The organism is Pyrodictium brockii (genome assembly GCF_055379715.1).
Map to the genome: position 1 here is coordinate 192318 of NZ_AP042401.1, position 12363 is coordinate 204680.

Consider the following 12363-nt stretch of genomic DNA (forward strand, 5'->3'; position numbering starts at 1 on the left):
CTCCTGGGCCCGCTGAGCCTCCCGTCCAGCCCCGGGGCCCCGGGATGGGCAGCGGCATCCCTTCCCTTAACCCTCCCCCCGGGGCCACTACTACCCTGCGCTGGCTGGCTAACCTCCTGGGTGCTGTGGGCTTGGGGCTTGAGGACCGGCTCCGCGGGTTCCTGGTTGAGCTTATCCGCCTGGCTACCACCCGGCTCCCCCGCGACGTGTACGAGGCGCTGGAGAGGGCGCTGGAGGCTGAGGATAACCCGCTGGCGAGGATGCAGCTGGAGGCCATACTGGAGAACTCTAGGCTCGCCGCCCGGCTGGGGAGGCCGATCTGCCAGGACACCGGGGCCCCGTTCTTCTACCTCCGCGTCGGCGACGGGTTCCCGCTGCGGAGCAGGCTCTACGATGTGGCCCGGGAGGCGGTGAGGGAGGCCACGAGGACGGTGCCCCTGAGGCCTAACGCCGTGGACCCGCTGAGGGGGAGGAACAGCGGCGACAACACCGGACGCTATACGCCGTGGGTGGAGGTGGAGCTTGTCCCCGGCGAGAGCCTCGAGGCGGTCTACGCGCCGAAGGGCGGGGGGAGCGAGGCCCCGACGGGGCTCTATATGGCCCTCCCCCTGGAGGGCGTGGGGGCGGTGCACCGGGCGGTGCTAGAGACCGTGGCGGGGGCGGGGCCGAGGGCCTGCCCGCCCTTCGTGGTGGGCGTGGGCGTAGCCGCTACGGGCGACCAGGCGCTCGCGCTCGCCAAGCGCGCCCTGCTCCTCCGGAGGCTCGGGGAGAGGCACCCCGACCCCGAGGCGGCTGAGCTAGAGGAGAAGCTGCTCCGGGAGGTCAACGAGCTCGGCCTGGGGGCCCACGGGTTCGGGGGCCGGGTGACGGCGCTGGACCTCCACCTGGAGTACGGCCACCGGCACCCCGCTACCTACGCTGTCGGGGTCGTGCTCAGCTGCTGGGCGCTCCGCCGCGCCTCCGGGGTTTTCATGCCGGACGGCTCCTGGAGGATAACATCAAGCCACATCTAGCCAGGCCCCCCTGCCCCGTGAGGTGTGCCGCAGTGCCTCGGGTCTACCGGCTGGAGACCCCGCTCGGCGAGGAGGAGGTGCGGAGGCTCCGGGCGGGGGACGTGGTCTACCTCTCCGGCCTCGTTTTCACCGCCAGGGATGAGGCGCACCGCAGGATCGTGGAGACGCTGCGGAGGGGCGGAGGCCTCCCCTTCCCAACCCGGGGGCTCGCCGTCTACCACTGCGGCCCCGTGGCCCGGAGGAGGGACGGGGGCTGGGAGATAGTCGCGGCCGGCCCCACCACGAGCGCCAGGATGGAGCCCCTCGAGCCCGAGTTCATCAGGCTCACGGGGGTCAGGATGGTGATAGGGAAGGGTGGAATGGGGAGGGGCACCGCCGAGGCCTGCCGCCGCTACGGCGCCGTCTACGCGGTCTTCACCGGGGGCGCGGCCGTGCTCGCGGCCAGGGCCGTGGAGAGGGTGGAGGCGGTCTACTGGCTGGAGGAGCTGGGCATGGCCGAGGCGGTCTGGCTCCTCCGCGTCCGCGACTTCGGCCCCCTCACCCTGGTGATAGACTCGCACGGCAACAACCTCTACGACCAGGTCATGGAGGATGTGCGGAAGAGGCTCCACCAGCTCCTAGAGGGAGGGTGAGCGGGCCATGGCCGAGACGCTGGAGCACGACGTCCTCGTCACAGGCTCGGGGCCTGCCGGGCTCCGCACCGCCCTCGAGATCAAGAGGAGCAGCGGCGGCGACGCTGTGGCTCCTCATGAGCTGGGCCTTGCTCACCACCGCCACGTCTACGCGGTCGCCGCCGGAGAAGCCTCTCCGCAGGATCGAGGCCCGCTACCCCACCGAGAACCTGGTGGGGCGCCAACCCCGAGGAGGAGGCCCGTCCCCCTCGACGCGGAGCCCGAGAAGCTCTAGGGGCCAGGGGCACCCTAGGCTCCCCGGAGGAGGCGCAGGAGGCTGCGGAGCCCGAGCACCCTCGCGGTATGCCAGAGCGTGGCCCTGACAGCGGCCGCGGCACGGGTCTTCCCCAGTGCATCCCTCACGCCGGCGGTGGACCATTCGTAGCGTAGCCCCCTTAGGATGACAGCGGGTATGCCCTCGGCGTGCTGGCCCGCCAGGAGACTGGCCGAGGCGCAGACAGCGTTAGCGAGGTTATCCGCGCCCCCGAACTTCGGCTTACCATACCTATCGGGGTCGCCAAACCTCCTCATGAGAACCGGGAAGCCGTAGGCGCCCCGGGCTATGTCGAGAGCACCGCCGGGCATGACCTCTGTGTCGCAGATAACCACCGCCACCGGGCCGCCGGCCGCTCTACTCAGCTGCTCCGACAGCCTCCTAGCATGGCCGTCGAGGTCGCGGGGCGGTACGCTGTAGACGCCCGGGGGGTGGTTTGACCCGTCTATCCCCGAGTCGGTCCAGAGCATCCCATCCCTCTTGGTGAGGAAGATTGTAGGGAACTGGTCCAGCGCCCTGAACAGCTTCTCCCTGCTCCTCGCCAGGGTCTCCCAGGCGACCACGCCCTCCTCTACCAGCCTCTTGAACGGGATGGCTGCTAGCACCTCGCCGCTCTCCCTTAGCAGGATCTCGACGTATCTCGGGTCGAGACCGGCCCTCTCGGCTATCCTGCGCGCCCTAGGGCTCGGCTCCACCTTGTCGAGGCGGTAGAGGAGGCCAAGGCTCTTCGACAACACCTTACTCGCCACAGCCACCACGTCGCCTGCCCTGAGGCCGCCGCACTCGCGCTCGGCCGCCCCGGCTATGAGGGCTGCCAGGTCGTCGCCCGGCTCAACCTCGGGGAGGGGAAGCCCGCAGAGAACGGCCCGCGGCAAGCCGTGCTCCACCCCGGGGCTAGGGCCGGGAGCGCGGCCTATACCGCTCTCCCCTCACGGCCTCAGGGCTCTGCACGAGTCCCCCGGGGGCGAGGCCCGGCGGCCGGGGGCAACTCCTAATTACAGCCCCCCGGCCGCACCGCTGACTATGCTCTGGTAGCTCGTCTTGAGCGGGGAGAGGGTAGACTGGTACACTATATCCCGCAGGCTGCATAGGCTCTACGAGGGGAAGATAGAGGTCATACCCAAGGTGCCGGCCGAGAGGCAGGAGGACTACGCCATCTGGTACACCCCCGGTGTGGCCGGCCCTGCGCGGGAGGACGCCGAGGACCCGGAGCAGACCTTCCACAACACCTGGCGCTGGAACACGGTGGCTGTTGTGAGCGATGGCACCAGGGTGCTGGGCCTCGGCAGCATCGGGCCCGAGGGAGCGCTCCCCGTCATGGAGGGGAAGGCTCTCCTCTTCAAGGCGCTCGGGGGAGTCGACGCCATCCCCCTAGTCCACCGGGCCAGGGATCCTGGGAAGTTCCTCGAGCTGCTCGAGCTCGTCGAGCCGAGCTTCGGCGGGGTGAACCTCGAGGATATCGAGAGCCCCAAGTGCTTCTACATCCTGGAGGAGGCGAGGAGGAGGCTGGACATCCCCGTCTGGCACGACGACCAGCAGGGCACCGCCACAGTCACGCTCGCGGGGCTGATAAACGCGGCCAAGCTGACGGGGCGGAGCCTCAGGGAGATGAGGATAGTCCTGGTCGGCGTTGGCGCCGCCAACGTGGCCCTCTACCGGCTGCTGAGAGCCTACGGGGTGCCCGCAGGCAACATAGTTGCAGTCGACTCGCGGGGGGTGCTCCACCCGGAGAGGAGTGATATCGAGGAGCTGAGGAAGAAGAACCCGTGGAAGTACAGGATAGCCATCGAGACCGGCGGCGGGTGGCGCGGGCTCCGCGGGGGAGGGATACCCGAGGCCCTCGAGGGCGCCGACGCCGTGGTCGCTGCCTCCAGGCCCGGCCCCGGGGTGCTGAAACCGGAGTGGATAAGGAGGATGAACCGGGACCCCATAGTCTTCGCCGAGGCCAACCCAGTGCCGGAGATCTGGCCCTGGGAGGCCAAGAGCGCTGGAGCGAGGGTGGTAGCCACGGGGAGGAGCGACCTGCCCAACCAGGTTAACAACAGCCTAGCCTTCCCCTCGATCTTCCGGGGGGTGCTGGACGTCAGGGCCCGCACGATAACGGATGAGATGGCTATCGCGGCGGCGGAGGAGCTGGCAAGGTTCGCCGAGGAGCGGGGGCTCCGCGAGGACTACATAATACCGAGCATGGAGGAGTGGGAGGTCTTCCCGAGAGTGGCGGCCGCCGCGGCGGCGAAGGCGGTGGAGCAGGGGGTTGCGAGGCTACGGCTGAGCTACGAGGAGGAGCTGGAGAGGGCCAGCAGCATAATTAAGGCGACGCTGGAGAAGATGAGGCTGCTCCGCGAGGCTGGGCTGATCAGGCCGCTGCCGGAGGACGTGGAGAGGGCTATAAGAGGGCTTGGAAGGAGGGAGCGGGGCTAGCCGCTGCCGGCCGCCAGGCGGCGCAGCTCCTCCCTCAGCCCGCCCGCGGCGAGCAGCCTGCGGAGCATGGGGGGCAGCGGCCTGGCCCTGGCGGCTAGGCGGCCGTCCACCCTTATCTCGCCGGTCTCCAGGTCTATCTCGACCAGCGAGCCGTCCCGCGTCGAGCCGCGGAGGCTCGCCTCCACCACGGGGAGCCCGTTGTTCAGCGCGTTCCGGTAGAATATCCTGTGGAAGCTCTCGGCCACCACCGCCGCCACCCCGGCCGCCTTGAGCGCGAGCACCGCGTGCTCCCTGCTGCTCCCGTAGCCGAAGCCCCGGCCCGCCACGATCACCACCGGCTTCTCGAGCCCGTCGAGCCTAGCCCGGATGCCAGGGGCGTCCTCGAACACGTGGCGGGCAAGCTCCCGGGGGTCAGTGGAGTGCAGGTAGCGGGCCGGTATGATCGTGTCGGTGTCCACGTTGTCCCCCACTACAAGCGCACGCCCCCTCACCAGGCCTGCCTCCTGGGGCAACGCCTCGCTCCACCTCGGTCAGCGCTGCAGGCCATGAGACTGTAGGCGTGGAGCACGCTCCCCCTCTCCGCCAGCCTCCGGTGCCTCTCCGCCACGCTCTCTGGCACGCGCCACCGCTTCCTCCTCTCCTCCAGCTCCTCCTGGTCGACGAGGAGGTCTATCCTCCCCCTCTCCAGGTCTATGACTATCCTGTCGCCGTCGCTCACCAGGGCTATCGGGCCCCCCGCCATGGCCTCGGGGGACACGTGGCCGACCGCGAGGCCCCTCGTGGCGCCGCTGAACCTCCCGTCGGTCACCAGCGCGACCCTGTCGCCCAGCCCCATACCGTATATCATCGAGGTCAGCTGCAACATCTCCCTCATCCCGGGGCCGCCCGCCGGGCCCTCGTAGCGGACCACCACCACGTCGCCCTCGCGTATCTCGCCCCTCTCCAGCGCCTCCACCGCCTCCTCCTCGGCCTCGTAGACCCTGGCCGGGCCCTCGAACCTGGTCCTCGATATCCGGACCGCCTTGATCACCGCGCCGCCGGGGGCCAGGCTGCCGCGCAGGATGCGGAGCGGGCTGCGGGGCTGCAGCGGCTGCTCAGCCCTCCTCACCACCGGGGCCCCCGGCGCCGGGGGCAGGCGCTCGAGCACCCTGCTCCAGGGCTCCCCGGTGGCGGCTGGCATGGACGCATCGAAGGCCCCTGCCTTAGCCAGCTCCCTGACTATCGCGGGGACGCCGCCGGCCTGGTAGAGGTGCTCCATGTAGTAGCGGCCGCCGGGCTCGAGGTCGGCGAGCCAGGGCGTCTTGGAGAGCAGCTCCTCCACCTCCCCCATGTCTAGATCCACGCCCGCCTCCGCCGCCACGGCCGCGAGGTGGAGGAGCGTGTTGGTCGAACCCCCCGCCGCAGCGTCAACCGCGAGCGCGTTTAGGATGGAGCGCTTGCCGAGGAACATGGAGGCCTTCCAGCCCTTGAGGGCTGCCCTGACCGCCAGCCTCCCCGTCTCCCTGGCAACGTGGATCCTCCTGGAGTAGACTGCCGGGATCGCGGCCGCGCCGGGGAGTATGAAGCCCATGGCCTCCGCCGCCACCGCCATGGTGTTGGCGGTGTACATGGCGGCGCAGCTGCCGGGTGTGGGCAGCGCCCTCATCTCTATCTCGCGGAGCTGCTCCCCCGTTATCTTGCCGGCGAGGTAGGCGCCGACGGCCTCGAACACGTGGCCCAGGGCTATGCAGCAGCCCCCGCCGGCCCCCCGGCCCGAGAGCATGGGGCCGCCGTTAACGATGTACACCGGTATCTTGTCCCTCAGCCTGGCCGCCGCTATCAGGGCGCCGGGGAGCATCTTGTCGCAGGCCGTGACCACCACCACGCCATCGAGCCGGTGGGCCTCCGCGAAGATCTCCACCGCGTCCGCAACGTTCTCCCTGGCCACGAGGCTGTACCTCATCCCCTCGTGGCCCATCGCTATCCCGTCGTCCACCGAGACCGCGCCGGCGTGCACCGGCACGCCGCCGGCCTCCCGTATCCCCTCAGTCACCGCTGCTACCAGCTTGTCCAGCATCACGTGCCCCGGCACTATCGTGGAGAAAGTGTTCACAACCCCTATCAGGGGCTTGCCGGTGTCGTAGACGTCGCTCTCGTCCAGCCCCGCCGCCAGCATCAGGCTGCGGTGGGGCGCCCGGCGCGGCCCCTCCCGGATCTCCCTGCTGCGCAGCGCCGGCACGGCCTAGTCGCCCTCCTCGCCGAAGAGGAGGCGGCGCATCTCCCTGCCAACCCTCTCTATCTCGTGGCCGCGTATCTCGTCGAGCAGGCTCTGGAGCCTAGGCATGCCCCTCCGGTACTCCTCCACCCACTCCCTGGCGAACTCGCCGCTCCTCACCCTCTCGGCAGCCCTCTTCATGTTCTCCTTGACCCTCTCGTCTATCACCCTGGGGCCCACGGTGAGGCCGCCGTACCTCGCTGTGACGGAGACACGCTCGAGCATGCCGGTTATCCCGTACCTCCATATCAAGTCCATGATGAGCTTGGCCTCGTTGAGGACCTCGAAGTAGGCCACCTCCGGCTGGTAGCCGAGCTCCACAAGGGTCTCGAACCCCCTCTTGATCAGCTCCATCAGCCCGCCGACCAGCACGGTCTGCTCGCCTATAAGGTCCGTCTCGGTCTCCTCCCTGAAGGTTGTCTCTATAACCCCGGCCCTGGTGGCGCCTATCCCCTTCGCTATCGCGAGCGCCGTGTCCCTAGCGTGGCCCGTGTAGTCCTGGTAGACAGCGAGCAGCGCGGGGACCCCGCGGCCCGCCAGGAACTCCTCGCGGACCTTCGCGCCGGGGCCCTTCGGCGCAACCATTACCACGTCGACGTACTCTGGGGGCTTTATGAGGCCGAAGTGCACGGTGAACCCGTGGGCGAAGTCCACTGTCATGCCCTCGCGCAGGTGGGGCGCCACCTGCTTCTCCCACACCTCCGGCTGCACCATGTCGGGTATCAGCATCATTACAACATCGGCCCGCTTAACCGCCTCGTCCACCCTGTAGACCTTGAAGCCCTCCTTCTCGGCCCTCTCCCAGCTCTTCCCGGGCCGGAGCCCTATTATCACGTCGAGCCCGCTGTCGCGGAGGTTGAGGGCCTGGGCTCTGCCCTGGCTTCCGTAGCCCAGCACGGCTATCGTCTTGTCCTTCAGGGGGTCTAGGCTCGCGTCCCGCTCGGTGTATATCCGGGCCATGCCCATCCACCTTCCCCTACTGGGCTCGTCGAGTGCCTCCCGACACGCCGATACTACACATGGAAGGCTCATCCATATAGCCTGGGGTGTTGTGGGGCCTCCCGCCCCGCGGGGGGAGGGGCAAAACAGCGGCTAACCTGGGAAGCCGGTCCAGGGGGTCTAGGCCACCCTCTTGTAGACCACCGAGTAGACCTCCGGCATCTTCTCGATCTTCGCCGCCAGCCAGCGCACCTCGCTCTCCCTCCCCGAGGCGTCTATCCGGAGCCTCACCACCCTCCCGTCGAAGCTGGCGCTGAGCCCATGGTACTCCAGCTTAGCCCTCCTAGCCATATTCGCCAGCCTCATCACGGCATCCATGCCGTTGAACGCCGAGACCTCTATCACGTACCGCCCCGCCTCCATCAGGGCTCACCCACTCCTGGCGGTCTTGGCTGCTATCGCCGAGGCCACCTTCTCCCACTCCTTCTCGTCGTAGACGAGGCTTACATCCTCCATGCCCGGCGGCAGTATGGCCTCGGTGAGCCAGTCGCCGGGCTTCACCCAGGGCAGCACTATATCCTCCTCCCGGTCGATATCAACTATAGCTATCAGCGGCTCGTTGTTCCTGGCGGCACGGCGGACGGCGGCCTCGAGCTCCTCGAGGCTCGCCGGCCGGACAGCATCTATGCCATACGCCTCGGCTATCTTCTCGAAGCAGGGCCACCTGCTGTACTCCGTGGCTACTATCCTCCGGTCGTACATGTAGATCTGCCACTGCTTCACCAGCATGAGGGCCCGGTTGTCGAACACAGTCACTATTATCGGGAGGTCGTAGTCCCTCACCAGGGCCAGGTTGTTCATGGTCATCTGGAAGCTCCCGTCGCCGTCGATGCAGAGCACCGTGCGGTCCCGGGCCGCTATCTTGGCCCCGAGCGCCGCTGGGACGCAGAACCCCATAGTGCCCAGGCCGGCGCTCGTAATCCATGTACCGGGCACGTAGACGTCCCAGTGCTGCTCGGCCCACATCTGGTGGCTGCCGACCCCGGTCACCGTTATAGCGTTCCGGGGCACGGCCTGCCTCAGCGTCTTCAGCACCTTCCAGGGCGGGAACTTCCTGAACCTGGCCGCGAGCTTCTCCATGGCCTCCTCGTAGCGGCGGCGGATCCAGTTGAGCCACTCTAGGAACCTCGTGTCGCGGAGCGGCGCTGCCCTGATCTCCCTCAGCAGGGCTCGGAGGGCCTGCCTCGCGTCCGCCACCACGCTGACTGCGGGGGGCACGTTCTTCCCGTGCTCGCTCGGGTCCGCGTCTATATGGATTATCTTCTTCTCCAGCAGCTCGGGGCCGAACCTCCCCACCGTGCGGTCCGAGAACCTGGTGCCCACGGCGAGCACCACGTCGGCGTTGGCGAGGGCCGCGTCAGCCTCGGCACGGCCGTGCATCCCCGCTGGCCCCATCACCAGCGGGTGGTCGGCGGGCACCGCGTTCTTGCCCGGCAGCGTCGTCACTATCGGGGCCTGGAGCCTCTCAGCGAGCTCCAGCACCTCGGCGGTGGCGCCGGACCAGTAGACGCCGTTGCCAACGAGTATCACGGGGCGGGCCGCCATTAGGAGCAGCCGGGCCGCCCTAGCCACCGCCTCGGGATCGGGCGGCGGGGGACGGTACTTGGCGAAGTTCAGCGGCAGGTAGTCAGGCTCGTCGGCCGGCTCGTGGCTGCTCAGCTGCACGTCCCTCGGGAAGTCGACCAGGGTAGGGCCGGGCCGCCCCTCGATGGCGAGGCGGTAGGCGGTCCTCACCGCGGGGCCCGCTTCCCCGGGGCTCCTAACCTGGTAGACGAACTTGGTGATTGGCGCGGTGACGCCGACTATATCAGTCTCCTGGAACGCGTCGCGGCCGAAGACGCTTGTCGGCACCTGCCCCGTTATCGCGAGCACCGGCGCGGAGTCGAAGTAGGCGTTGGCTATCCCGGTCACTATGTTGGTCGCGCCGGGACCGCTGGTCACCGACACGACGCCCGGCCTGCGGGCCACCCTGCCGTAGGCGTCGGCCGCGTGGGCGGCGCCCTGCTCGTGCCTGAACATGTAGATCTCGATACCCTCGAGGGCCAGGGCGTCGAAGAACCCCATTATACTGCCGCCGGTTACGCCGAATACCTCCCTAACCCCGAGCTCCCTAAGGACCCGGGCCACGTGGTCCACTACACGGCTCATACGAGTTCCATTTCCGGCTGCACCCCCTACCAAATGTTTGACATCCGGACCACCTCCTGCTACGCCGGGACGTTTGACATCCAGACCACCTCCTGCGCCTAGCGGAGCCCAGAAGGGCTGAGGCAGGTAGACTTGCGCCCACCAGGCTCCCCCTATTAAAACTTTGCCCAGGCACTTTATCATGTAGAAAAGACTTTAAAACAGCCTAGGCGTGGCCGGCTAGGCCCACGCGGCCCGGGGCCCGTTCAGGGCCTGGGGCCGCGCGGCGAGGAGGTGCAGCCGAAAGTGGAACTCGCGTAAGGGTGTTCGATACAACCCTCCGCGACGGAGACCAGATGCCCGGAGTCGAGCTGGACCTGAAGGACAAGATCGAGATACTGAGGGCGCTAGACGAGCTGGGCGTCGACATCATAGAGGCAGGGTTCCCCGCCTCCTCCGAGATAGACCGGAGGGCTGTACAGGCTGCTGTGCGCGAGGCCACGCGCGCCAGGATAGCTGCCCTGGCCAGGGCCAGCCCAAGGGACGTTGACGAGGCCGCGGCGGCGGAGGCCCATATAATCCACGTGTTCATAGCCACCAGCGATGTGCACATGAAGTACAAGCTGAGGATGACAAGAGAGCAGGTGATTAAGCGCGCCGTTGAGGCCGTCGAGAGGGCCCGTAGCTATGGCGCCATGGTCCTCTTCTCCGCCGAGGACGCTACCAGGAGCGACCCCGGCTTCCTCGTGCAGGTCTACAGGGCGGTGGTGGAGGCGGGCGCCAGGTACATCAACATACCCGACACCGTGGGCACCGCAACCCCGTGGTACATGGAGTGGCTGGTCAGCCTGGTCCGCGGCAGCCTACCCCCGGGCGTGTGGATAGACGTGCACTGCCACGACGACTTCGGACTGGCTACCGCTAACACGCTGGCAGGCCTCCGGGCCGGGGCCGACGGGGTCCAGGTGACCGTGAACGGCTTCGGCGAGAGGGGCGGCAACGCGGCGCTGGAGGAGGTTGTGGCCGCCCTCCACTTCCTGATGGGCAGGAGGACCGGGGTGAGGCTGGAGCTGCTGACTCCCGTCTCGAGGCTTGTAGCCAGGAAGTTCGGCGTCGAGGTCCCGCCCAACAAGGCTATCGTCGGCAGGAACGCGTTCGCCCACGAGGCGGGTATACACGTCCACGGCGTGCTCCGGAACCCCGCCACCTATGAGCCGATAGAGCCTGAGGCGGTGGGCAACAAGAGGAGGATAGTGCTGGGCCGCCACAGCGGCAGGGCGGCGGTGGAGTGGGCGCTGAGTAGGATGGGCTTCACCCCGGAACCCGGCCTGGTGAAGCACATACTGAACAAGCTGAAGGAGGCGGCTCCAAGGATGAAGAAGGTCGACGAGGACACTCTTGCAGGCTGGGTGGCCGAGTACATGGCCGAGAGGGGGCGCGTGGCGGTCCCCGGGCAGGTGTAGCCCCCGCCCCCTCGCGGCCCGCGACACCCCTCTCTTTCACCATCACCGAGGGTTCACCGGTGTAGCCCCCTAGAGGCACATGATGCATATACGTGGAGCCCTGGTGGTGTGGGAGTAGGCTCGCGCTCCGGTGGTGCCGTGTCTTGGCTCCCCCACGGGTGCTCGTGATACCCGGCGACGGGATAGGCCCGGAGATAACCCGGGCTACCATGCATGTGCTTGAGAGGGTTATGGACCGCTACGGTGTGGAGCTTGAGATGCGCTACGCCGAGGCAGGCGACACAGCTGCGGAGAAGTATGGTGAGCCGCTCCCCAGGGAGACCCTCGCCCTCGCCAAGAACTGGGCCGATGTCGTGCTGAAGGGCCCCGTCGGCGAGACCGCGGGGATAGTGGTTGTGGGGCTCCGTAGAGAGCTGGGGGTCTACGCGAACATTAGGCCGGCCCGCAGCCTCCCGGGCGTGGCTAGCGTGGCCCCGATAGACCTGGTTATAGTGAGGGAGAACCTCGAGGACGTCTACGCGGGGATAGAGTTCAGCGTGCCCGGAGCCGCCTTCGCGGTCAAGGTGGTCACGGAGGCTGAGACGAGGAGGGTTGCCAGGATCGCTGCACGCTACGCCAGGGCCCGCTCGGGCAGGGTGACGATAGTCCATAAGGCTAACGTGCTCCGGGTCGCCGACGGCCTCTTCCGCAGCGTTGCCCGCAAGGTGCTGGAGGAGGAGGGCGTGGAGGTCGACGAGATGTACGTCGACGCGGCCGCCATGGAGATGGTGCGTAACCCCACTAGGTTCGACGTGGTGCTCACCATGAACCAGTACGGGGATATACTCAGCGACCTGGCCGCCCAGGTGGCGGGGGGCATAGGGCTGGCCCCCTCCGCCAACCTGGGCGACGAGAAGGCTCTCTTCGAGCCCGTCCACGGCGCCGCCTGGGACATAGCCGGGAAGGGCATAGCGAACCCAACAGCCATGATCCTCTCGGCGGCCATGATGCTCCGGCACCTCGGCTACCAGGAGGCGGCGCTCGCCGTGGAGAGGGCCGTGGAGCAGGCCCTCGAGGAGGGCTACTCGACCCCCGACCTAGGCGGCAGCCTCACCACGATGGAGTACGCGAAGGCTGTCACAGAGTTCCTAGGGTAGGCCCG

12 protein-coding genes are annotated in these 12363 nt (G+C 68.1%); 6 read left to right on the forward strand and 6 right to left on the reverse strand.

Annotated elements, in window-relative coordinates:
- The first annotated feature begins 131 nt into the window (after positions 1–131).
- The 3 genes from ACZ42Y_RS01110 to ACZ42Y_RS01120 are packed head-to-tail and all read left to right on the forward strand — an operon-like array spanning position 132 to position 1919.
- Complete coding sequence (locus tag ACZ42Y_RS01110; RefSeq protein WP_058370183.1) at positions 132–1013, forward strand: fumarate hydratase; 882 nt, start codon at positions 132–134, stop codon at positions 1011–1013.
- Positions 1014–1045: 32 nt separating this feature from the next.
- The gene (locus ACZ42Y_RS01115) at positions 1046–1645 is read left to right on the forward strand and encodes a FumA C-terminus/TtdB family hydratase beta subunit (RefSeq protein WP_058370182.1); all 600 of its coding nucleotides are present in this window, start codon (positions 1046–1048) and stop codon (positions 1643–1645) included.
- Between the two features lie 7 nt (positions 1646–1652).
- Positions 1653–1919, forward strand: coding sequence for a hypothetical protein (locus ACZ42Y_RS01120; RefSeq protein WP_058370181.1), 267 nt, complete (start codon positions 1653–1655; stop codon positions 1917–1919).
- A 14-nt stretch (positions 1920–1933) separates the two neighbouring features.
- Here ACZ42Y_RS01120 and ACZ42Y_RS01125 read toward each other — a convergent pair whose 3' ends face one another.
- On the reverse strand, positions 1934–2833 hold the full coding sequence (locus ACZ42Y_RS01125; RefSeq protein WP_058370180.1) for a coenzyme F420-0:L-glutamate ligase: 900 nt from the start codon (positions 2831–2833) through the stop codon (positions 1934–1936).
- A 166-nt stretch (positions 2834–2999) separates the two neighbouring features.
- Here ACZ42Y_RS01125 and ACZ42Y_RS01130 point away from each other — a divergent pair, with 166 nt between their 5' ends.
- Positions 3000–4379: an NAD(P)-dependent malic enzyme gene (locus ACZ42Y_RS01130; protein ID WP_058370179.1), complete on the forward strand. Its 1380-nt coding sequence runs from the start codon at positions 3000–3002 to the stop codon at positions 4377–4379.
- Here ACZ42Y_RS01130 and ACZ42Y_RS01135 read toward each other — a convergent pair.
- From ACZ42Y_RS01135 to ilvB, 5 genes are all read right to left on the reverse strand, one after another.
- Entirely contained in the window at positions 4376–4891 is a 516-nt protein-coding gene (locus ACZ42Y_RS01135; protein WP_201783067.1) for a LeuD/DmdB family oxidoreductase small subunit, read from the reverse strand. The two genes, ACZ42Y_RS01130 and ACZ42Y_RS01135, sit on opposite strands and share 4 nt — an antisense overlap.
- Positions 4867–6597 carry a dihydroxy-acid dehydratase gene (gene ilvD, locus ACZ42Y_RS01140; protein ID WP_058370178.1) on the reverse strand — a complete coding sequence of 577 codons (1731 nt, stop codon included), beginning with the start codon at positions 6595–6597 and terminating at the stop codon, positions 4867–4869. Before ilvD ends, ACZ42Y_RS01135 begins: the two co-directional genes overlap by 25 nt.
- Positions 6598–6600: 3 nt before the next feature.
- Positions 6601–7599, reverse strand: a complete 999-nt coding sequence (gene ilvC, locus ACZ42Y_RS01145) for a ketol-acid reductoisomerase (RefSeq protein WP_083494409.1) — start codon at positions 7597–7599, stop codon at positions 6601–6603.
- Between the two features lie 153 nt (positions 7600–7752).
- Entirely contained in the window at positions 7753–7995 is a 243-nt protein-coding gene (locus ACZ42Y_RS01150; RefSeq protein WP_058370176.1) for an ACT domain-containing protein, read from the reverse strand.
- A 6-nt stretch (positions 7996–8001) separates the two neighbouring features.
- Positions 8002–9780: a biosynthetic-type acetolactate synthase large subunit gene (gene ilvB / locus ACZ42Y_RS01155; RefSeq protein ID WP_083494408.1), complete on the reverse strand. Its 1779-nt coding sequence runs from the start codon at positions 9778–9780 to the stop codon at positions 8002–8004.
- 302 nt (positions 9781–10082) lie between these two features.
- On the opposite strand from ilvB, the gene ACZ42Y_RS01160 reads away from it, so the two are divergent.
- Entirely contained in the window at positions 10083–11222 is a 1140-nt protein-coding gene (locus tag ACZ42Y_RS01160) for a LeuA family protein (RefSeq protein WP_269082795.1), read from the forward strand.
- A 143-nt stretch (positions 11223–11365) separates the two neighbouring features.
- Entirely contained in the window at positions 11366–12358 is a 993-nt protein-coding gene (locus ACZ42Y_RS01165; protein WP_058370175.1) for an isocitrate/isopropylmalate dehydrogenase family protein, read from the forward strand.
- Positions 12359–12363 lie beyond the last annotated feature (5 nt).